The organism is Azospirillum sp. (assembly GCF_035628975.1).
GTDB lineage: Bacteria > Pseudomonadota > Alphaproteobacteria > Azospirillales > Azospirillaceae > Azospirillum.
In genome coordinates this window covers 1-22,012 of record NZ_DASPIS010000143.1, presented here as the reverse complement: position 1 = coordinate 22,012, position 22,012 = coordinate 1, and the positions used below count along the sequence as shown (strand labels likewise).

The 22,012-nt window shown below is 66.9% G+C and carries 20 protein-coding genes; 13 read left to right on the top strand and 7 right to left on the bottom strand.

All coding sequences use genetic code 11. The features are described from left to right. Positions 1–205: 205 nt before the first annotated feature. From rpoZ to era, 7 genes are all read left to right on the top strand, one after another. Positions 206–640 (top strand): DNA-directed RNA polymerase subunit omega, encoded by a 435-nt coding sequence (gene rpoZ, locus VD964_RS29250; protein ID WP_149221747.1) that lies wholly within the window; start codon positions 206–208, stop codon positions 638–640. A 142-nt stretch (positions 641–782) separates the two neighbouring features. Next, complete coding sequence (locus VD964_RS29245; protein ID WP_324871944.1) at positions 783–2,942, top strand: bifunctional (p)ppGpp synthetase/guanosine-3',5'-bis(diphosphate) 3'-pyrophosphohydrolase; 2,160 nt, start codon at positions 783–785, stop codon at positions 2,940–2,942. Positions 2,943–3,083: 141 nt separating this feature from the next. Further along, a complete protein-coding gene (locus VD964_RS29240; protein ID WP_324871943.1) occupies positions 3,084–3,833 on the top strand; it encodes a pyridoxine 5'-phosphate synthase in 750 nt (249 codons plus the stop codon). Continuing rightward, positions 3,830–4,315, top strand: a complete 486-nt coding sequence (gene acpS / locus VD964_RS29235; RefSeq protein WP_324871942.1) for a holo-ACP synthase — start codon at positions 3,830–3,832, stop codon at positions 4,313–4,315. The genes VD964_RS29240 and acpS overlap by 4 nt, the downstream gene beginning before the upstream one ends. Then, positions 4,312–5,079: a signal peptidase I gene (gene lepB / locus VD964_RS29230; RefSeq protein WP_324871941.1), complete on the top strand. Its 768-nt coding sequence runs from the start codon at positions 4,312–4,314 to the stop codon at positions 5,077–5,079. The genes acpS and lepB overlap by 4 nt, the downstream gene beginning before the upstream one ends. Further along, the gene (gene rnc / locus VD964_RS29225) at positions 5,080–5,865 is read left to right on the top strand and encodes a ribonuclease III (RefSeq protein WP_324871940.1); all 786 of its coding nucleotides are present in this window, start codon (positions 5,080–5,082) and stop codon (positions 5,863–5,865) included. Between the two features lie 253 nt (positions 5,866–6,118). Further along, positions 6,119–7,024, top strand: a complete 906-nt coding sequence (gene era, locus VD964_RS29220) for a GTPase Era (protein WP_044550586.1) — start codon at positions 6,119–6,121, stop codon at positions 7,022–7,024. 76 nt (positions 7,025–7,100) lie between these two features. On the opposite strand, the gene VD964_RS29215 is transcribed toward era, so the two are convergent. Both VD964_RS29215 and VD964_RS29210 read right to left on the bottom strand, forming a co-directional pair. Continuing rightward, the gene (locus VD964_RS29215) at positions 7,101–7,406 is read right to left on the bottom strand and encodes a hypothetical protein (protein WP_149221741.1); all 306 of its coding nucleotides are present in this window, start codon (positions 7,404–7,406) and stop codon (positions 7,101–7,103) included. 500 nt (positions 7,407–7,906) lie between these two features. Then, positions 7,907–8,191, bottom strand: coding sequence for a (2Fe-2S)-binding protein (locus VD964_RS29210; protein WP_324871939.1), 285 nt, complete (start codon positions 8,189–8,191; stop codon positions 7,907–7,909). A 208-nt stretch (positions 8,192–8,399) separates the two neighbouring features. Between VD964_RS29210 and VD964_RS29205 the strand changes: the two genes are divergently transcribed. Continuing rightward, a complete protein-coding gene (locus tag VD964_RS29205) occupies positions 8,400–9,386 on the top strand; it encodes an SAM-dependent methyltransferase (RefSeq protein ID WP_324871938.1) in 987 nt (328 codons plus the stop codon). A gap of 10 nt (positions 9,387–9,396) precedes the next feature. Here the strand turns inward: VD964_RS29205 and VD964_RS29200 are convergent, their stop codons facing one another. Beyond that, positions 9,397–10,977, bottom strand: a complete 1,581-nt coding sequence (locus VD964_RS29200) for a M10 family metallopeptidase C-terminal domain-containing protein (protein WP_324871937.1) — start codon at positions 10,975–10,977, stop codon at positions 9,397–9,399. 84 nt (positions 10,978–11,061) lie between these two features. Further along, the gene (locus VD964_RS29195; RefSeq protein WP_324871936.1) at positions 11,062–12,075 is read right to left on the bottom strand and encodes a patatin-like phospholipase family protein; all 1,014 of its coding nucleotides are present in this window, start codon (positions 12,073–12,075) and stop codon (positions 11,062–11,064) included. Positions 12,076–12,395: 320 nt separating this feature from the next. On the opposite strand from VD964_RS29195, the gene VD964_RS29190 reads away from it, so the two are divergent. The 5 genes from VD964_RS29190 to VD964_RS29170 all read left to right on the top strand — a co-directional run bounded on the left by VD964_RS29190 (position 12,396) and on the right by VD964_RS29170 (position 18,545). Continuing rightward, positions 12,396–12,524, top strand: coding sequence for a hypothetical protein (locus VD964_RS29190; protein WP_255542855.1), 129 nt, complete (start codon positions 12,396–12,398; stop codon positions 12,522–12,524). 290 nt (positions 12,525–12,814) lie between these two features. Continuing rightward, positions 12,815–13,522 (top strand): protein phosphatase CheZ, encoded by a 708-nt coding sequence (locus VD964_RS29185; protein WP_324871935.1) that lies wholly within the window; start codon positions 12,815–12,817, stop codon positions 13,520–13,522. A 4-nt stretch (positions 13,523–13,526) separates the two neighbouring features. Beyond that, entirely contained in the window at positions 13,527–14,303 is a 777-nt protein-coding gene (locus VD964_RS29180) for a hypothetical protein (protein WP_324871934.1), read from the top strand. After that, a complete protein-coding gene (locus VD964_RS29175) occupies positions 14,300–15,007 on the top strand; it encodes an OmpA/MotB family protein (RefSeq protein WP_324871933.1) in 708 nt (235 codons plus the stop codon). Before VD964_RS29180 ends, VD964_RS29175 begins: the two co-directional genes overlap by 4 nt. A gap of 1 nt (position 15,008) precedes the next feature. Next, a complete protein-coding gene (locus VD964_RS29170) occupies positions 15,009–18,545 on the top strand; it encodes a tetratricopeptide repeat protein (protein WP_324871932.1) in 3,537 nt (1,178 codons plus the stop codon). Between the two features lie 81 nt (positions 18,546–18,626). Here VD964_RS29170 and VD964_RS29165 read toward each other — a convergent pair whose 3' ends face one another. From VD964_RS29165 to fliP, 3 genes are all read right to left on the bottom strand, one after another. Continuing rightward, positions 18,627–19,172: a fasciclin domain-containing protein gene (locus VD964_RS29165; RefSeq protein ID WP_324871931.1), complete on the bottom strand. Its 546-nt coding sequence runs from the start codon at positions 19,170–19,172 to the stop codon at positions 18,627–18,629. Between the two features lie 189 nt (positions 19,173–19,361). After that, entirely contained in the window at positions 19,362–21,260 is a 1,899-nt protein-coding gene (locus VD964_RS29160) for a potassium transporter Kup (protein ID WP_324871930.1), read from the bottom strand. Between the two features lie 282 nt (positions 21,261–21,542). Continuing rightward, the coding region (gene fliP / locus VD964_RS29155; protein WP_324871929.1) for a flagellar type III secretion system pore protein FliP at positions 21,543–22,012 on the bottom strand (470 nt) is incomplete at its 5' end.

The window sequence follows — 22,012 nt, the reverse complement described above, 5'->3', positions numbered from 1 at the left end:
CCAATTTTGAAATCTAGTGTATCATGCGCAAACATACAAGGGGGCAACGCCTGCCGACTGTGGCTACCGATCGTATCGGCAGCGTGAAAGGCCGGTTCACCATCGCTCTCCTGACGCAATGCAGCAACGCTGTCGTTCGCGCTTGCACCTATCGGGCCACATCCATATAGTCTAGAGCTTCCTATGAATCCGGAGTTCGTCTGGCATGGCCCGCGTTACCGTTGAAGATTGCGTCCTGAAGGTTCCGAACCGTTTCGAGCTGGTCATGATGGCTGCCCAGCGCGCCCGCGAGGTCGCGAGCGGCGCTCCGCTGTCGATCGACCGCGACAACGACAAGAACCCGGTCGTGGCGCTCCGCGAGATCGCGGACGAGACGGTGTCGCTCGAATATCTGAAGAACGCCCTGATCAAGGGCCATCAGAAGCATGTTGAGCCGGACGAGCCGGAGGAAGAGATCGTCGAGCTGATGGCCGGCGAGAACGACTGGGCCGCCCGCGGCAACAATTCGCTGGGCGATGAAGACGGCATGAGCGAGAGCGACGGCGAGGAGTTGGGCGAGGACGACGACGTCGCCGCCGACATGGACGCCGAGCCGGGCGCCGGTTTCGCCATGACCGAGGATCCCGACGGAGACCTCTGATTCTGGACAACGACCGCAGGACCAGGAGGGGGCGCCACGTCCCCTCCCCGAAGAGAAAGGCGGGGAGCATCCGGCTCCCCTTCGGTTCGAACAGAACCACCACGAACACTTATAAGGCGCCGCGCGCGCCGGGTCGGGCCGCATGATCCGGCAGTACGAGCTTGTCGAGCGCGTCAAGGCGTATGATCCCAACGCCGACGAGGATCTCCTCAACCGCGCCTACGTCTATTCCATGAAGGCGCATGGATCGCAGACGCGCGCGTCGGGCGATCCCTATTTCCTCCATCCGCTGGAGGTCGCCGGCATCCTGACGCAGATGAAGCTGGACGCCGGCACCATCGCCACGGCGCTGCTTCACGATACGGTCGAGGACACCGTCGCCACGCTCGAGGACATCGAGCGGGTGTTCGGCAAGGAAATCGCCCGGCTGGTCGATGGCGTCACCAAGCTGTCGCGGCTGGAGCTGAACAGCGAGCAGGCCAAGCAGGCGGAGAATTTCCGCAAGCTGGTCATCGCCATGTCGGAGGACATCCGTGTCCTTCTGGTGAAGCTGGCCGACCGGCTTCACAACATGCGCACGCTGTTCCACCTGAAAAAGCCGGAAAAGCGCAAGCGCATCGCTCGCGAAACCATCGAAATCTACTCGCCCTTGGCCGAGCGCATCGGCATGCACAAGATCAAGGACGAGCTGGACGACCTTGCCTTCGCGGAACTGAACCCGGACGCGCGCGACAGCATCCTGGCCCAGCTGGCCCGCCTGCGCAGCGAAGGCGAGAACCGCGTCCAGACCATCATCACCGAACTGCGCGAGTTGCTGGCCTCCGAAGGGCTGCCGGACGCGACGGTGTCGGGGCGCGAGAAGTCGGCCTATTCGATTTGGCGCAAGCTGCAGCGCAAGAACGTCAGTTTCGAGCAGCTGTCCGACATCATGGCCTTCCGCATCACGGTCGGTTCGGTCGGCGAGTGCTATCAGGCGCTGGGCGTCGTCCACGCGCACTATCCGGTCGTGCCCGGGCGCTTCAAGGACTACATCTCCACGCCCAAGCCCAACGGTTACCGCAGCCTGCACACCGGCGTGATCGGTCCCGGCCGCAACCGGATCGAGGTGCAGATCCGCACCCAGGACATGCACGAGATCGCCGAGCTGGGTGTCGCCGCCCACTGGGCCTACAAGCAGGACCACCAGCCGCGCCCGAACGGCGGCGAGTACCGCTGGCTGCGCGAGCTTCTGGACATCCTGGAGCATGCGCAGAAGCCGGAAGAGTTCCTGGAGCACACCAAGCTGGAGCTGTTCCAGGACCAGGTCTTCTGCTTCACGCCGAAGGGCGACCTGATCGCGCTGCCGCGCGGAGCGACGCCGGTCGACTTCGCCTATGCCGTCCACTCGCAGGTCGGCGACCATTGCGTCGGCGCCAAGATCAACGGCCGCATGCTGCCGCTGCGCACCCAGCTGCAGAACGGCGATCAGGTCGACATCGTCACCTCGAAGGCGCAGACGCCGGTTCCGGGCTGGGAACGCTTCGTCGTCACCGGCAAGGCCCGCGCCCGCATCCGCAAGTTCCTGCGCACCCAGCAGCGCACCCAGTACATGGAACTGGGCCGCGGCATGCTGATGCGGCAGTTCAAGGCGGAAGGCTACGAGTTCACCGAGAAGGCTCTGGAGGCCGCCACCAAGATCTTCCAGCAGCCGACGGTGGACGACCTGATGGCGGGTGTCGGCTCCGGCCTGCATTCCGTTCGCGAGGTCTTCCACGCCGTCTTCCCCGGCCACAAGGCCCAGACCGCCCCCGTCGTCCGCGAGACGGAGGACAGCGCGCCGAAGCCGAAGCCCAAGGGGCGCAAGGAATCGGCCCTGCCGATCCGCGGCCTGATCCCCGGCATGGCCGTGCATTACGCCCGCTGCTGCCACCCGCTACCCGGCGACCGCATCGTCGGCATCGTCACCACCGGCAAGGGCGTGACGATCCACACCATCGACTGCGAAACGCTGGAAAGCTTCCACGAATCGCCGGAACGCTGGATCGACGTGTCGTGGGAAACCGGCCCCGATTCGCCGGAGGAGCATGTCGGCCGCATCAGCGTCGTCATCGGCAATGAACAGGGCTCGCTCGGCACGCTGTTCACGGTGATCGGCAAGAACCAGGGCAACGTCATCCACCAGAAGATCACGAATCGCAGCACGGATTATTTCGAGCTGCTGATCGATATCGACGTGAAGGATGCCAAGCACCTGACCAATATCATGGCCGCCCTGCGCGCCACCCCCGTCATCCATTCGGTGGAGCGGGCACGGGGACGCTGAACACTCCGTCATTCGACGGTGAAATCCCTGTCATCCGCAGGTGCATCGGTCGGTTCGGCGTGACGGAAGGCCGGAGCACCGCTATATAGACGGAATCGCTCCCGCCCGTTCCGGTGGGCGGCGACGCTTTGGAGTCCGTGCATGTCCCGTTTCCTGCGCCTCGGCGTGAACATCGACCATGTGGCGACCGTCCGCAACGCACGCGGCGGGGCGCATCCCGATCCCGTGCGTGCGGCAAGGCTCGCCATCGAGGCCGGGGCCGACGGGATCACCGCCCACCTGCGCGAGGACCGGCGCCACATCGTGGATCGCGACATCGAGCGGCTGATCGCCGAGATCGACCGTCCGCTGAACTTCGAGATGGCGGCGACCGACGAGATGCTGGCGATCGCGCTGCGGCACAAGCCGCACGCCGCCTGCCTCGTCCCGGAAAAGCGCACGGAGGTGACGACCGAGGGCGGGCTGGACGTGATCGGCCAGTACGACCATCTGGTGCGGCCGGTGGGCGAACTCGGTTCCGCCGGCATCCGCGTCTCGCTGTTCATCGATCCGGAGCCGGCGCAACTCAACGCCGCCAAGCGGCTGGGTGCCCCGGTGGTCGAACTGCACACCGGAGCCTATTGCGACGCCCACACTCCGGCAGAGCGCGAGGCGGAACTGGCGCGCATCGTCCGCGCCGCCGCCCATGCCGAGGCGATCGGGCTCGAATGCCATGCCGGCCATGGCCTGAGCTATGACACGGTCGGCCCGGTGGCGGCGATCCAGACCATCGTGGAGCTGAACATCGGCCATTTCCTGGTCGGCGAGGCGATCTTCGTCGGTCTGACCAACTCGATCGCCCGCATGCGCAAGGCGACGGATACGGCGCGAAACGCCGCGGCGTCCGCATGATGATGTCCGGCACCATCCTCGGCATCGGCAACGACCTGATCGACATCCGGCGGGTCGAGAAGTCGCTGGAGCGCTTCGGACAGCGTTTCATCGACCGCATCTTCACCGAGGTCGAGCAGGCGAAGTCCGAACGCCGCGCCGGTTCGGCCGCCAAGAACAACGCCCGCGCCTCGACCTACGCCAAGCGCTTCGCCGCCAAGGAGGCCTGCTCAAAGGCGCTCGGCACCGGCTTCCGCGACGGGGTGTTCTGGCGCGACATGGGGGTAGTCAACCTGCCGTCCGGCCAGCCGACCATGCGCCTGACCGGCGGGGCGCTGGCCCGGCTGGAGGCGATCACGCCGCCGGGCATGCGCGCCCGCATCCATGTGACACTGACCGACGAATACCCGATGGCCGAGGCCTTTGTCGTCATCAGCGCCGAACCGATCGAGTCCGCCCCCACCGAGGCCACAATGCCCACCAATACGGCGACCCCAGAATGACCTTTCAGAAAGAAACGGCGTCCAACGCCAAGGACAAGGAATCCGGGTTCGTCGAAACCGTGAAGACGGTGTTCTTCGCGGTTCTGATCGCTTTCGGCGTGCGGACTTTCGCGTTCGAGCCCTTCAACATCCCGTCGGGATCGATGATCCCGACCTTGCTGATCGGCGATTACCTGTTCGTGTCGAAATTCAGCTACGGTTATAGCAAATACACGGTCGGCTTCGGCCTGCCGCTGTTCGAGGGCCGGATCCTGGGCTCTCATCCGGAGCGGGGCGACGTGGCGGTGTTCAAGCTGCCGCGCGACAACAAGACCGACTACATCAAGCGGGTCGTCGGATTGCCCGGCGACAGCATCCAGATGATCGGCGGCATCCTGCACATCAACGGCCAGCCGGTGAAGCGCGAGCGGATCGAGGACTATGTGACCACGGACTCGCTGGGCCGCAGCATCCGCACCGCTCAGTTCGTCGAAACCCTGCCCAACGGCCGCAGCCACCGCATCATCGAGGAGTCGGACAACGGTCCGCTCGACAACACGCCGGTGTTCAAGGTGCCGGCCGGCAATCTGTTCATGATGGGCGACAACCGCGACAACTCGCTGGACAGCCGCGTGCCGTCGCAGGTCGGGTTCGTTCCCATCGAGAACATGGTCGGCCGCGCCGAATTCCTGTTCTTCTCGCTCGACGAGGGCACGCGCTTCTACGAGATCTGGCGCTGGCCGGTCGATCTGCGCTTCAGCCGCCTGTTCAACGGAGTCCGGTAAGTGTCCACCGTCACCAGGGCGCCCGCCGATGCGGGTGCCGGCTCCGAAACCGAGACCGATGGTGCCGTCCAGTCCGCCGATGTCGCGGAACTGGCGCGCGCGCTGGGTCATGACTTCGCCGACCTGTCGCTTCTGCGCGACGCGGTCACCCACCCCAGCCTGATGGGGCTGGAGCGGGCCGGCCGCAAGTCGCACAAGGGGCCGGGCATCGCCTATGAGCGGTTGGAATTCCTGGGCGACCGCGTCGTCGGGCTGGTCGTCGCGCAGTGGCTGCTGGAACGCTATCCCAACGAACGCGAGGGCGCGCTCGCCAAGCGCCATGCTGCGCTGGTGCGCCGGGAATCGCTGGGCCGGGTCGCCGACACCATCGGGCTGGGCGCCTATCTGCGCCTGTCCCCGGCGGAAGCATCGAGCGGCGGGCGGGAGAACCGGACCATACTGGGCGACGCCTGCGAGGCGGTGCTGGGCGCCATGTATCTTGACGGCGGGCTGGAGCCGGTGACGCGCTTCGTCCGCCAAGCCCTGGCCGGCGAGATCGACAAGGCGACGCCGCCGCCGCTGGACAGCAAGACCACGCTGCAGGAATGGGCGCAGGGGCGCGGCAAGCCGCTGCCCCGTTATGAACTGATCGAACGCAGCGGCCCGGCGCACGAGCCGCTGTTCGTTGTTGCTGTGCATGTGGCGGGCATGGATCCGGTCTCCGGGTCCGGTTCGTCCAAGCGCATCGCGGAAAAGAAGGCTGCCAGCACATTGCTGCGCCAGGTGGGAGTGCAAGTCGATGACTGACGGTCGCGACGACATCGACAAGACGAAGATCGAGACGCCCGGTTCCGAAGCCGCGGAGCCGAAGCCGGAATCCCAGGAGCCGAAGTCCGTGAAGGACGACGAGGCGCTGGAGCATGAAGACGGCGGCGCCGAGGGTGAGGACGCCGAAGAGGGCGACTTCGAAGACGACGAGTATGAGGACGGCGACTATGAGGACGACGATGAGGATGCCCCGCGCGGGCAGCCCATCTCCGTCCTGCCGCCTCTGCTGACGATGCCGGAGCATCCGCGCTGCGGCTTCATCGCCCTGGTCGGCGCGCCGAATGCCGGAAAGTCCACGCTGCTGAACGCGATGATCGGCAGCAAGGTGTCGATCGTCAGCCCGAAGGTGCAGACCACGCGCACCCGTGTGCTGGGCATCACCATCCAGGGCGACGCCCAGATGATCTTCGTCGACACCCCCGGCATCTTCAAGCCGAAGCGCCGGCTGGACCGCGCCATGGTGGCGGCGGCTTGGCAGGGGGCGGAGGACGCCGATGTCATCGGTGTGCTCTACGACGTGTCGCGCCGGTCGATTGACGAAGACACCCGCAGCATCGTCGCCCGCCTGAAGGAGCAGGGGCGCGAGGCGATCCTGATCCTGAACAAGATCGATCTGGTGAAGCGCGACGTCCTGCTGGGCATCGCCGATGCCTTCCGGCAGGAGGGAATCTTCTCCGACATCTTCATGGTGTCGGCCTTCACCGAGGACGGCGTCGCCGACCTCAAGCAGTTCCTGGCCGACCGGCTGCCGGAAGGGCCGTGGCACTTCCCGGAGGACCAGATCTCCGACATGCCCATGCGTCTGCTGGCGGCGGAGATCACCCGCGAGAAGCTGTTCCTGCAGCTTCACCAGGAGCTTCCCTATTCCGCCACGGTCGAGACCGAAGTGTGGGAGGAGTTCGAGGACGGATCGGTCAAGATCTCGCAGGTCATCTTCGTGCAGCGCGAAAGTCAGAAGGCCATCGTGCTGGGCAAGGGCGGCCAGCGGATCAAGGCTCTCGGCTCCGCCGCGCGCGGCGAGTTGCAGGGAATGCTGGAGCGCCGCGTCCACCTGATCCTGTTCGTGAAGGTGCGCGAGGGCTGGGTCGACGATCCGGAACGCTACTCGGCCTGGGGCCTGGACTTCGGGGCTTCGTAATGAAAAAGGCCCTCTCCCGACCGGGAGAGGGCCTTTTCCTTTTGGTCGGCTGCGGCCGGTGGTCTGGTCGGTAGCCTCAAGCGGCCAGCAGGCGCAGATGGCCGTCGAAATCGTCGAGCGCGCGCATGAGGTCCATCATCGCCTGATCGGCCTGGGCACGGGCGAAAGGCCATGCGTCGTCATCGGCCAGGTGAGCGGCCTCGATGCGGGCGATGGCGCGGTTGTTCAGGCCGCGGAGACGGTCGAGCGTACGCTCCCACGTCTCGCGCCGGTCGCTGTCCGCGCGCTCCACCATCGACCGGAGGGTCTCCATCCGGTCGGTGGCACGAAGGACGAGATCGCGGCTCAACGTGTCGAAGGCGTGCCGGTTGCGGCGGCTCATGAAAATCCTCCCTTGATCCTCAACCGTTTCAGACGTCCCGGTCGGACAGAACGATAGCGCCGGACCAATGCTGCGAAAACGCACCGGAAGCGCAGTCGGCACAGCCCGTTTGGGAGATGGCCGTGATGCGATTGCGAAATACGTGAGCAGTTGCGGAACGGCGTCCTGAATCCAAATCCCGCCGGGTTGCCCGATCCTTTACGGACAAGGCAAACCCGGTGGCCGAGGAAGTCTTCCTGGTTGGATTGCGTTTCCTCCTGGGCCGGTTTCATCCGGCCCATTCGATTTTTTATACGCCATCATTTTGACGACGTTCTTTTGTTTTCGTGACGCTTTTGTGCCGGATTGGGGGTGCCGGGTCAATCCGCCCAAAAATCATAGTCGGGGCACATTCTGTCGCAGCCGAAAGGCGAGGTTGTAGACCCGATATCGACCGGAAAGTCGGAAGTGGTAGAGCTTGCGATAACGCAGCTTGCCCAGTGGCAGTCACTCAACAGTAATTATTCGGCTGCGATCGCATAGGCGGGAACGGCTTCGGCATTGGCCGGCTCGGGCACCGCCGCGCCGCAGCAGGGGGCCGGAACGGCGGTCGCGGCGATGGTGGCGGCTTGCTGGGCCATGGCGGCGCGATGCTCGCTGGCCATGCTGCGCATCATCGGCACGCATTTGCCGCACTGGACCTGGCAATTGTGATGGCGGAACACCGAGGCCGGGTTGGTAGCGCCATTGTCCAGCGCAGCCTTGACCTTCTTATCGTTCAACGCGTGGCAGATGCAGACGTACATAAGCCCTCGGCGATCGGCGGTGTGAGAAGATTGTCCTGAACCCAGGAGTACCTGAGACTGAGAATCGTTGTCAACACCCACTTTGCGAACCAGTCGCATATAAGAAGGTTCGGGACGCTTTGTCACAGCCCCCTTCGCGTCACCGCGAAAGTGTCATGCCGCATCCTTGCGCTTGCATTCGCCGGCCGGCGGCGGTAGCCCCTGGGGCATGGACGACAGCACCCCCCAAGACACCTCCGCTTCCCTGCCGCAGCCCGCTCCCGGTGAGACCGCTCCCGGCGCGGTGGTGACCCCGCTCGGCCAGACGGTGTATCTGGCGGCCGACGGCTTCCTCGACGATCTGGTGGCGGAGCTGGGGGAGGTCGCGTCGGTCGACGGCCGGCTGGTCTTCGTCGACGGCCCTGCAAGGCCGGCGGCCTGGGCGCAGAACATCTGGTACGATCCGGTGCGCATCGAATTCGCCTCGATCAAGAGCGGGGCGAAGGCATTGCGCGGCATCCAGCGTAACTGGGCGCTGTGGTCGCAGCGGAACCACCGCCGCGCCGCCCTGATCCAGGAAAACCTGCCGCACGTCTCAGCCAAGCCGGTGGTCTTCCCGTCGCCGCTGCCGACGGCGCCGCTGGGGTCCTGGACGTTGACCGACGAGTCCACCATCATCGCGGCGGCGCATTGCTCCAGCCCGTTCCGCAACGGCGAGGTCACCTTCGTCGAGAACCGCACCGCTCCCCCCAACCGCGCCTATCTGAAGCTGTGGGAAGCGCTGACCCTGTTCGGGGAACAGCCGGGGCCGGGAGACCGCTGCCTCGATCTGGGCGCCTGTCCCGGCGGCTGGACCTGGGTGCTGCACGAGTTGGGGACATCGGTGGTCAGCGTCGACAAGGCGCCGCTCGACCCCGCCATCGCCGCCCTGCCGCGGGTGGAGATCCGCCAGGAAAGCGCTTTCGGCCTGAAGCCGGCGACGGTCGGCCCGGTCGACTGGCTGTGCTGCGACGTGATCTGCTATCCGACCCGCCTCTTGCGGCTGGTAAAGGAGTGGATGGACAGCGGGCTGGCCAAGCGCTTCGTCTGCACGCTGAAGTTCCAGGCGGAAACCGACCATGAGACCGCCCGCGCCTTCGCCGCGATTCCCGGCGGTCGGGTGCTCCACCTGCACCACAACAAGCACGAGCTGACCTGGATGTGGCCGGCGAAATAGGCGCCGGCGCTCACGCCAGCGCCCGCCCCTCGGTGAAGCCATAGCTGACGTAATGCTGCTTGGCGCCGGCGATGCTGCCGCTCACGGCGGAGTTGACGTCGGGGTTGGCAGCCAGATAGGCGGGGGCATTGAATCCGGCGAGGGAGCGGCCCTCGAAGCGACCATTGACGATGTAGTGCAGTTCCGCCGCCTCTCGGTTGTCGCCGTAGGCGGCGATCAGGTCGCGGTTGCCGGCCTGATAGGACAGCGTGTCGAACAGGGTGGAACTGCGGCCCTCGCGGTTTCCGACCTCGATGTAATGGCGGGTCGCGGCACCGACATCGCTGCCGAAGGCGTTCAGCAGGTCGCCGTAGCCTGCCAGGTAATTGTAGGGATTGAACCCGGTCAGGCTGCGCCCCTCAAAGACGCCGGCACCGGTGAGATGCTGCGTCGCGGCGGCGGCATCGGTGCGGATGGCGGCGATCAGGTCGGCGTTGGACGCGATGTAGCGCAGGGGATCGAAATTGCCGGACACGCTGGCCGACAGGGCGGTGCCGGTGTCGGAGAAGCGGAGGTATTCGATGTTGCTCAGCAGGTCGACGCCGTCGGCGCCGCTGACGACGTAGCGGCTGGCATCAAGCTGTTGGACGCGATATCGCGACCGGCTGCCGCTGAACACCACCGTGTCGGTGCCGCCGCCGCCGTCCAGGATATTCCCCAGCGTGTTGACGGTGATGATGTCGTCGCCGCTCCCGCCGACCGCCAGCTGGACCGTGGTGCCATAGGCCAGTGCCAGGAAGGTCGTGCCTCCTGCACTGCTGAACCCACCCGTGCGCAAGTCCAGCGACAGCGACGCCGTCTGCGTGCCGCCGTTCAGCGTGTTGCGGCCGTTCGGGTCCCATAAGGTGGTGAAACTGCCGGTGTTCAGCGTGTAACTGCTATCGCCGGCACCGGTGGACAGGTTGGCGCCGTAGAGATACTGGATCGCCGCGATGTCGTAGAGGCTCGGACCGGTCAGGTAGGTCCCCGACGGCAGGGCATCGTTGCCGTTGTAGGACATGATGCTGTATGCATAATTGTCCGTCGTGGCCGGAAGGAAGGGTCCCTCGGTTCCGTCGGTGCTGCCGGCGTCATAGTTGCCGGGGTGTTTCAGGCCCAGCGCATGGCCGATCTCGTGGATGACCGTCATGTAGGCATAGCTTCCGGCCGTGGGATTGACGTTGCCGGCGCTGTCGTTGGCAAGGAAGACGTCGCCGCCCTGCGACGCGGCGGATGGGTAGTAGGCATAGGCGGCGGTGACGCCGTTCTGCCGGTTGGTGCCGAACAGCATCGTGGCGCCGGAAACGTCGGCCGTTTCGACGAAGGTGATGTTGGCCACGGCGCTCCAGGCCGCCAATGCCTGACGGACCACGGCGCGCTGCTCGTTGTTCATCGTCGCGAAGCCGGTGGCGTCGGCGCCGGCCACCTGACGCGAACTGGTCGCGAAGGCATAGGTGACGGTGACCGCACCTCCGACGGAGGTGCCGTCCAGCACCGTCCCGCCGGAACCCCAATGCGGCGCTCCGCTGGTCAGAAGGGCGGAGATGTAATCGGTCAGCGCGGACTGGCTCATGGAAGCTGGGCTCTCGCGGGGATCGGGGATGTATGACGGGGGCGGGGCCCGTCGACAGAGATGTTGCGCGGAACCGGGCGCCGGTCAGGCGCGGCGCAGGGCCAGTTCGATCGATGGGCGGAGCATGGACGCCGCCGCATAACCGATCTCCACCGCCTCCGCCGCGCGGTCGAACTCCAGGATGCCGATATGGGCCAGCCTCGGCGCGATCAGAACGTCCGGCGGCTCGCCGGCCAGACGGGAGCGGGTGATGCGGTCCTGCATGATGTCGATGGAGCCGGCCATCACCTCCAGCGCATTCGGCATCGGCTTCTGGGCATGGGCGTCGTCGATCTGGTCGGCTATGAAGCGGGTGCGACTGCTGGGCTTGCGGCCGAGCCATGTAGAGATCTGGCTGGTCAGATGCGACAGCGCCGGGGAGCCGGCATCGCCGCCGGCCACCACCGCCTCCGGCACAGAGGCCGGGGCTTTGGCGACGGCAGGCTTGCCGTTCACGCGCCCCCCGCTGCCGCGTCCATTCGGGCGGCCGAGCGGGGACAGTTCGCTGTTCAGGTTCACCGCCACCACCACGTCGGCCCCGAGCGCCCGGCAGAGCGACACCGGCACCGGGTTGACCAGCGCGCCGTCCACCAGCAGGTGATGGTCGCGCCGCACGGCCGGGAACAGGCCGGGCATGGCGGCCGACGCCATTACCGCCGACATCAGCGGCCCGTCACGCAGCCAGATCTCGCGCCCCGTCGACAGGTCGGTGGCAACCGTGGCGAAAGGCAGCCGCAAATTCTCGATCAGGATGTTGCTGCGGTCGTTGTCGAAGCGGCCGAACGCCTTTTCGGCGGCGACCAGCCCGCCGCGCCGGAAGGTGAGATCGATGATGCCCAGCATGCCGAGCCAGCCCATCTTCTGCGCCCAGGCCTGAAGCTCGTCCATCTGGCCGGTCAGATAGGCGGCTCCGACGGCGGCGCCGATGGAGGTGCCGCAGATGATGTCCGGTTCGAGCCCGATCTCCTCCAGCGCGCGCAGGACGCCGATATGCGCCCAGCCCCGGGCGGCCCCGCTGCCCAGCGCAAGCCCGATCTTCAGGTCGGTTCCCTTCGCCATCCGCATCCCCTGTCGGTGCCGCCCGGCCGACCCCGGCGGCTTGGTCTAGAGCGTATCATCTAGGCATTGCCGGCCGGTTACGGAAGCGGCCGTAAGAGGCACGCCGCCGGCGCACCGGCCATCGCCGCGCGGGTGCTGGGCAATGCCGAGAATTTGACCGATCTTTGACCTGCATCATCGGTTCGGACGCGGTGACTGTGGCATTTCTGTGCCAGTTCGGTTGGAAGAATGCTTCTGTGCTGGGTGTTAACCATGCGTCAACTGGACCCGGCGCAGTTTCGTTGCGTTGCAGTGTAGTTCTCGAAACCGGAAGGTCTGTCATGGCCGACGAACTGAAAAGCTTCAGGAAGGACTGGAAACGCTGGTCTCCGGCGGAACGGCTGGTTGCCGTCACCATCCTGGTCCTGATCGCCCTGCTGGGCGCGCCGGCCGCCGCCGGCCTGTTCTGATCACCCTCTCTGCCCACCCGCTGCGGTCGCACTCCGGTCGATCACGGGTGGATCACACTGTGGCGAACGGGCCACGGCTGCGCTCCGGCAGGGTCGTCTTTACGGGCTCTTAACCCTCGCGCCATAGGCTTGGTCGGCTCGGACAGTTCCTGGGACGGTTGGGCGCCACAAGCGGTCGGAGCGTTGCACCTCCGCCCTGCGGCACCGACGGGCGCTCGCTGGAGGGCGCCGACCGGGGAGGATCCGGCATATTCCGCCAAGGCCCTGGCCCCTCTCGCTGGACACGCCCGATGACCTTCTCCGCCCATTCCGCCGTGACGGAACAGAAGCTTCTGAGACAGCGCCTCGACGCCGCCTTCGCCGAGGCCGCCAAGCCCCTGTCGCGGGACGAGGTGACGGACATCCTCCGGACCATCCTGGGCAGCATGGACGGCGACATCTCTGCCACCGACCTGCGCCTCTACAAGGAGGTCGTCGACCTCGCCAAATACATCGAGACGGCCAAGCAGGAGATCGCGGCGCTCCAGCCAGCGGAAATCCGCGACGAGCATATCCGCACCGCCACGGACGAACTGGACGCGGTGATCGGCGCGACGGAGAAGGCGACCTTTGCCATATTCGACGCCTGCGACGCCATCGGCGCCATCGCGGGGCAGTCGGATGCCGAAACCGCCGCCAAGCTGAACGACCAGATCACCGCGATCTACGAGGCCTGCAACTTCCAGGACATCACCGGCCAGCGCATCAGCAAGGTGGTGCGGACGCTGAAGCACATCGAATCGAAAGTGGACATGATCGTCGCCGCCTTCGGCAGCGAGGTGCGCCAGAACCACGCCCCCCGTCTGGCCAAGCTGGCGGCGGAGGACGCCGAGACCGCCGTCCATTTCGAACCGATGAGCGCGGAGGAGGCGGACCAGCAGCTTCTGCATGGGCCGCAGTTGCCGGGCAACGCCATGGACCAGGACGAAATCGACCGCCTGCTCGCCAGCTTCGACTGACGCCATGCTGGCCGGCAAACCCACCAGCGGGCTCAACAGCGGCCGGTCGACCCAAGGCCGCGGACCGGGTCCGGCCGGCGCCGGGCTTCTGACGATGCGGGCCGGCCGTGGGGGCGGGGAGGAACATGCCAATCCCAACAACGGCAGCATCCTGCTTCTGCTGTCGCTGTTCCTGCTGCTGCTGGTCTTCTTCATCGTGCTGAACGCCCATTCCGTGCAGACCGTGCAGAAGGTGAAGGCGGTCGCCGCCTCGCTGGAGCGGACCTTCCCGAGCTTCGTCATCGATCCGCGCCTGCGCGATGGGACGGAGCCGGTGGCCTCGCGCGCCGGGACGGTCTTTGCGGTGCAGCGGCTAGACGGTGTCGGCACGCTGTTCGCCACCGAGATCGCGGTCGCGAAGGTGGAGGTGGTCGCTCCCGGCAAGCTGCTGGAGGTGCGTCTGCCCGCCGACGACCTGTTCGTCCCCGGCACCATGATGCTGCGGCCGGACCGCCAGGGCCTGATCGACCGGATCGCCGACGCGCTGCGCCAGTCGCGCCATGGCGAGCGGGTGGAACTGGACGCGCTGTTGGGCATCGGCCCGACGGGAACGCCCAGCCAGCCGCCGGGGCCGGTCGCGCGCGCCGGGGCCTTCGCCCGTGCGCTGATCGCCGATGGCGCACCGGCCCGCAACGTCACCGTCGGCATCGAGCGGGGCGAGCCGGGTGGTGTGCGTCTGCTGTTCTCCCTGCGCTGGGACGAGGATGGGACGACCAGGCGCAGGCCGGAGGTGCGGAAATGATCCGCGTTCCCAACATATCCGGCAAGTCGGGAGCCGAGGATCGCGGCGGTCAGCGCAAGACTCTGTGGCTGATCAGCTTCACGGACCTGATCTCATTGATGCTCGCCTTCTTCGTTCTGATGTATTCGATGAGCGAGCCGGAGGCCGAACGCTGGACCCGTCTGGCGAAGGGCGTGGCGGACTCGATCCCCGCCGCGCGGTCCACCGCCGCCGCACCGTCCGACCGGCCGGCCGATCCGTCGGCAGCCTTCAATGCGCAGGCGGTGGAGCAGCGCGCGGCCATCGACCTGCATTATCTGGCGGCCCTGCTGGGCAGCCAACTGCGGTCGAACGCCGAGTTGTCGGTGGTCGATGTCCGGCGCGAGGACGACCGCGTCGTCATCCGCCTGCCGGGGGAACGGATGTTCGATCCGACCGGCGCCGCCTTTACCGAGGAGGGGCGGCGGGTGCTGTTCCTGCTGGGCGCCGTCATCGGCCGCATCGGCAACCGGATCGAGCTGGTCGGCCATGCGGAGCGCGAGGATCCGGCCGGTGGTGTGGCCTGGGAACGGGCGCTGACCAGGGCGGTCGCCGTCTCCGCCGCGTTGCGGGAAACCGGCTATCGCCGGGATCTGGTGGCGCGGGCTGTGATGATGCCGGTTGAAGGGGCTGGCGGCGGACGCCTGCCGGTGGATATCGTGGTGCGAGAAGAAGGAGCGGATTGAGGTGACTGACCGGTCGGCATATCGGAGAAAGCGCTGGCTGCGCGGCTGTGCCGCCGCGGTGGCGCTGTTGACCGTGCCGGTCCTGCTGTCCCCTCTGCCGTCCGATGCCGCCACCGTGCCGGTGCGCGGCGGCACCCACAGGGAATTCGGGCGGCTGGTCTTCGACTGGCCGGGCAAGGTGGACTACACCGCGTCGGTGGAGGGCGACCGGCTGGTCGTCACCTTCACCGAACCGATCGACGCGCAATTGGATCGTCTGGTTCGGGCACTGCCGGATTATCTGGCCGGCGGCCGGGTGGAGCCGGACGGCAAGACGGTCTCCTTCGACCTGAAGCGTCCGATCTCGCTGAAGAGCTTCCGCAATGGCAACGCCGTCGCCATCGACCTGTCACCCGCTGCGGCGCAATCCACTGCGACGGCATCGGCAACGACGGAACCCGCGAAGGCGGAGCCCGCCAAGCCGGTGCCGTCCGCCGGCCGGGTTCGGGTGCGGGCTGCGGACCAGCCGGACCAGAGCCGGCTGACCTTCGACTGGCCGTCGCCGGTCGGTTATTCGGTCAAGCGCGACGGGGCGGCCGTGACCGTCTCCTTCGACAAGGGCGGCACCGCCGACCTGTCGGCAGTGGCCAAGGCGAAGCTGCGCAACATCCAGAACGTGGAGTCCTACCGCCAGCCGGACGGGTCGCTGGCCATCACCCTGGCCGTGCCGCAGGATGCCGAGGTGAGCGACAGCGCGCAGGGCAAATCCGTGATTCTGTCCGTCGGCAACCCCGGATCGCGTGCCGGGCTGCCGAAGACCGAAGCCGCGCCCACGGTCGCCGGATCGCAAGGGACGATGCCGCCGCAGGGCGGCCAGGGGAGCAGTCAGGCGCCGGCCACCGACGGGCCGACCGTTGCGTCGACGACGACCAGCCGCTCCGCCACCGCCGCCAATGCGGCGACCGCGACACCGGCTGCCGCACCGGCCGCTGCTGCCCAGCCGGCTCCTCCGGTTGAAGCCAAGGCGGCACCCGCGACGCCCACCGATGCCAAGACTCAGCCGGTAGCCGGACCCAAGGGACCGGTTCTGACCTTCGACACCGGCGGACCGTCGTCGATCGCAGTCTATCCGCGGGCCGGCCAGCTCTACGTCGTGTTCGACCGGCCCATGCCCATCGGTGCCGGCAAGCTCAGCGGTCCCGGATCCGAGCTGATGGGCGCGGTGGAGCCGGTGCCGGCGACCGGCGGCAGCGTGTTCCGCACCAAGATCGGTCCGATGGTCTGGCCGACGGTGGAGCGGCAGGGCACCAGCTGGCGCATCCTGTCCTCCGGTCGTCCCGCCAACATCGGCAGCGCCGGCGACCTGCGGGTGGAACCCGATCCCGATTTCCTGCTGGGCGCCCGGCTGCTGGTTCGCGCCCCGGACGCCGCCAACGTCGTGCAGTTTGCCGATCCCGACGTCGGCGACCGCATTCAAGTGGTGCCGCTGCCCAGCCCGGGGCGTGGCCTGCCCGAGCCCCACCGCTATCCGGATCTGGAGGTCATGCCCTCCTACCAGGGCGTTGTGGTGCGGCCGATCTCCGACAATGTGACGGTTCGTGCGATCAAGGAGGGGGTGGAACTGACCACCGCCGGGGGGCTGCACCTGTCGCCGGCTGCCGATGCCGGCAATCCGGCCGTGGCACCGACACCCGGCGCCATGCCCGCCCCGGCACAGCAGACGGCACCGCAGCCGGTCCCGGCCCAGCTTGCCGCCGCCCCGCAGCCCGTTCCGCCGACCGGCGGCGCGTCGTCCATGGAGCCGCCGAAGGCGCAGCCGGCCCAGGCACAGGCCCAGGCGCAGGGTCGCCGCCTGTTCAACCTGCCGGCCTGGAAGCACGGCGACCTCGACAATTTCACCCAGGCACGCCAGGACCTCCAGCTCGCCGTCGTCAATGCTCCGGAATCGGAGCGGGCGAAGGCGCAGCTCGACCTCGCACGCTTCTATTTCGCCAACGGTTTCGGTCAGGAGACGCTGGGCCTGCTGGATGTTCTGCAGCAGAATCAGCCGGACCTGGAAGGCTGGCCGGAATTCCGCGCGCTGCGCGGGGCGGCCCGCGTGCTGGCCGGCGATCTGGAGGGCGGCGAGGCCGACCTGTCGATTCCGTCGCTGGCCAACAACCCGGAAGCCAACCTATGGCGTGCCGCCATCGCCGCCGACCGGCGCGACTGGCCGAAGGCGATGGCCGGTTTCAAGGCGTCGGGTCAGATCCTGAACGGCTATCCGGAACCGATGATCGGCAAGCTCGGCCTGCGTGCGGCGGAGGCGGCGCTGGAGACGCGCGACACCGCCACCGCCAAGCGGCTGTTCGACCGCGTGATCGAACACAGCGGCCCGGAGCAGGAGGAGAACCCGCAGACACAGTACCTGCGCGGCCTGCTCTATGCCCAGACCGGCGAGACCGATCAGGCGCGCCAGCAGCTGACCGCCGCCTTCAACAGCTACGACCGCTTCTATCGCGCCAAGGCCGGGCTGGCGCTGACCAACCTGGAGCTTTCCGAAGGCAAGATGTCGCCGACTGCGGCGGCGGAGCAACTGGCCGGCCTGACCTTCACCTGGCGCGGCGACGACCTGGAGATGCAGATCCGCTCGCGCATGGGCGAGGTGCTGATTGCCGGCGGCGAATATGCCAAGGGCTTCAACACAATGAAGGAAACGGCGGCACTGGTCGCCGACACGCCGCGGGCGGAGGCGATCACCAGGGAGATGTCGCGCATCTTCGCCGACCTGTTCAAGGACGGTGCGCAGCGCCTACCGACGCTCGATGCGCTGCAGCTCTACGACCAATTCCGCGAATTGACCCCGGTGGGCGAGGCCGGCGACGAGATCATCCGGCAGTTGGCGGAACGGCTGATCTCCATCGACTTGCTGAACCGGGCCGCCGACCTGCTGCAGCATCAGGTGGAATTCCGCCTTTCCGGCCTGGACAAGGCGCGGATCGGCACGCGTCTCGCCTCCGTCCGTCTGCTCGACAACAAGCCGGAAGAGGCGCTGAAGGCGCTGGAACTGTCGAACATCGCCGGCCTGCCGGCCGATCTGGCGGCCGAACGGCGGCTGATGCAGGCCAAGGCGCTGGCCGAACTCAATCGCGGCGACGAGGCGATGCAGTTGCTGGCGCAGGACGACAGCGGCAACGCCAACCTGCTGCGCGTCGACATCGCCTGGAAGGGCCAGAAGTGGGATGCCGCGGCGCTGGCGCTGAACAAGGTGATCGGACCGCCGCCTGCGCCCGGCAAGCCGCTGGATCCCAACATGTCGCAGCTGGTGCTGAACCGGGCGGTCGCGCTGGCTCTGGCCGGCGACGGCAACGGGTTGAATCTGCTGAAGAAGGATTTCGAAGGGTCGATGAAGGGCGGGCCGAACGAGGACGCCTTCCGCATCCTGACCCGCCCCGAACAGGCGATGGGACTGATCGACGTGGGGACCATCCGCTCCCGCGTGGCGGAAGTAGATATGTTCAAGAAGTTCCTGAAGGAATATCGCGGCGGCAAGCAGCCCGCGGACAAGCCGACGTCCTGATAGACGTCCTGACAGGGTCCTGAGGCGGCGGGACGCACCCTGCGGGGGGAACGGACCCGTCCCGCCGCCCCTTCCGCGCCGTTACTTCGGCAGCAGAACCTTGTCGATGACGTGGACCACGCCGTTCGACTGCTGGACGTCGGCGATGGTCACACGGGCCATGTTGCCGGATGCATCGGCGACCATCACGGCATCGCCGGTCTGGGTGAAGGTCAGCGGCATGCCTTCCACCGTCTTCAGCATCGCCTTGCCGTTGCCCTTCTTGATGTCGGCCACGAGGTCCTTGGCGTCCAGCTTGCCCGGCACGACGTGATAGGTCAGCACCTTGGTCAGCTGGCCCTTGTTCTCCGGCTTCAGCAGCGTGTCGACGGTGCCGGCGGGCAAGGCCGCGAAGGCGTCGTTGGTGGGGGCGAAGACGGTGAAGGGACCCTTGCCGTTCAGCGTGTCGACCAGCCCGGCGGCCTTCACGGCAGCGACCAGCGTGGTGTGGTCCTTCGACTGGGACGCGTTCTCCACGATGGTCTTGTTGGGGTACATCGGCGCGCCGCCGACCATCTTCTCCATGGCGGCATTGGCGCAACCGGCAAAAAGAAGGGTGGCGATCGCCACGGTGGCAACCTTCTTCATAGCATTCCCTCTTATCGGTGAAGGTCCGCTTCCCGCGGACACACCACCGTTACGGGGGAGGCTTCCGGGCAGATCACAGGTATTTGCCGAGGGGGCGTCGATTTTATTTGGCCGATGGGGGTAGGTCTTTCGGGTTGCTGTCGCCCCCTGTTCAGCGAGCAGGACAGGGGGCAGACCGCCTTGCCGGCCCTACAGCTGCACCTGGGTGCCCAACTCCACCACGCGGTTGGGCGGCAGCTTGAAGAAGTCGGTGGCGCTGACCGATGTGCGGGACATCACCACGAACAGCTTCTCGCGCCACAGCGCCATCTGCGAGTTCATCTGCGGGATCAGCGTCTCGCGGCCGAGGAAGAAGGAGGTCGCCATCACGTCGAACTCCAGCCCGAACGCCTTGCACAGCCGCAGCGCCTTCGGGATGTTCGGTTCCTGCGAGAAGCCGTAGCGCACTGTGATGCGGTAGAAGCCCTCGGCCAGCCCCTCCACCACCACGCGGTCCTTGGCGGGAACGCGGGGCACGTCCTCCACCACCACGGTGACGAAGACGACGCGCTCGTGCAGAACCTGATTGTGCTTCAGGTTGTGCAGCAGCGCGATCGGCACGGTGTTGGAACTGGAGGTCATGAAGACCGCCGTGCCCTTCACCCGAAGGATGTCGGAGGACTTCGCCTGCCGCTTGATGAAGGCGTCGAGCGGCAGCGATTCCTCGGCCAGCCGCATGGTCAGGACGGCCCGGCCGCGACGCCAAGTGGCCATCAGGCCGAGCGTGAGGACCGCGATCACCAGAGGCACCCAGCCGCCATGGGGGATCTTCACCGCATTGGCGGCGAAGAAGGAGATCTCGATCGTCAGGAACACCGCCCCGACACCGAGGCAGAGCGGCAGGCTCCAGTTCCAGCGGCGCCGCGCCACCACGAGGAACAGGGTGGTGGTGATGATCATGTCGCCGGTCACCGCGATGCCATAGGCCGCCGCCAGCCGGCTGGAGGACTGGAACAGCACCACCAGCCCAAGCACCGCGGCCAGCAGGCCCCAATTGGCACGGGGGATGTAGATCTGCCCTTCCTCCTCGTTGGAGGTGTGGCGAATGTCAAGCCGCGGGCAGAGGCCCAGCTGCACGGCCTGCCGGGTCAGGGAGAAGACGCCGGAGATGACAGCCTGGCTGGCGATGACGGTGGCGGCCGTGGACAGGCCGATCAGGGGATAGAGCCCCCATTCCGGCGCCAGCAGATAGAAGGGACTGCGCACCGCCGACGGATCGCTCAGCAGAAGGGCGCATTGACCGAGATAGTTCAGCAGGAGCGCCGGCAGCACCACGGCCAGCCAGGCCACCTGGATCGGGCGGCGGCCGAAATGGCCCATGTCGGCATAGAGCGCCTCGCCGCCGGTCACCGCCAGAACCACGGCGCCCAGCACCAGGAAGCCGGCCACGCCGTGGTTGGCGAAGAATGACAGGGCGTAGAGCGGGTTGAAGGCGACCAGGACGCCCGGTTGCTGGACCACCTCGACCAGCCCCAGGATGCCGAGCGTCGAGAACCACGCCAGCATGATCGGGCCGAACAGCGCGCCGACGCGCGAGGTGCCGTGGCTTTGGATGGCGAACAGGGCGATCAGGATGGCGACCGTCAGCGGCACCACGACCGACTCCAGCGCCGGCTCCGCCACCTCCAGGCCTTCGACCGCGGACAACACGGACATCGCCGGGGTGATCATGCCGTCGCCGTAGAACAGCGCGGCGCCGAACAGGCCCAGTGCGGTCAGCAGGGTCAGACGGCCCGACGCATCCGGCCGCGTCTTCGACGCCAGCGCCAGCAGGGACAGGATGCCGCCCTCGCCCTTGTTGTCGGCCCGCATGACGAAGCCCACATACTTCACGGTGACGACCATCACCAGGGCCCAGAACACCAGCGACATGATGCCGAGGATGTTGTCGGGGGTCAGTGCCAGCCCGTGCTCGCCGCCGAAGCATTCGCGAAGCGTGTAGAGCGGGCTGGTGCCGATGTCGCCGAAAACGACCCCGAGCGCGCCCAGGGTCAGCGTCGCGAGCTTGCCGGTGTCTGGCGGCGCGGCCTTCAAAGCGGTGTCAGTCATGCAGTGGTTGCGGTCCGAGGTTGGTCCGTCGTTGCGATGGCGCCCGGTGCGACGGTGACGGCACCGACTGTCGAACCCCGGTCCGGCGATCGCGACAGGTCGGAGCCATCCGGCGGTCCGGCCTCCTTGCCGGTCCCCCGCCTGCGCTCATCGGCTTCCTCATACGCGTTTACGGCGGCGGACGCCAGCGCGCGCTTGCGCGGCGAAGCCCAAGCGCGGGGGATGCGACGAAGTGCGCAGGGTATTTCGCGCTAAGCGTGCAATTTCAGCCCGCACCTATTTTCAAAGCGTGCCGAAACTGCGCGCCAGCGATCCGGCGATCAGGTACCACCCGTCGACCAGCACGAAGAAGATGATCTTGAACGGGATGGCGACCATGGTCGGCGGCAGCATCATCATGCCCATCGACATCAGGATCGACGACACCACCATGTCGATGATCAGGAAGGGCAGGAACAGCAGGAAGCCGATTTCGAACCCGCGCTTGATCTCCGAGATCATGAAGGCGGGGACCAGGACGTGCAGCGGCATGTCGGAGGGCTCCGGCACCGACTGGATACGCGCCATGTCCATGAACAGCCGCAAATCCTTCTCGCTGGTGTGGTTCAGCATGAACTCGCGCAGCGGCGCCACCGTGCGGCGGAACGCCTCCATCTCGTCGATTTCCTGGTTGATCAGCGGCTGGATGCCCTGGTTGTAGCTGCGCTCGAACACCGGGGCCATGACGAAGAAGGTCAGGAACAGGGCCAGCG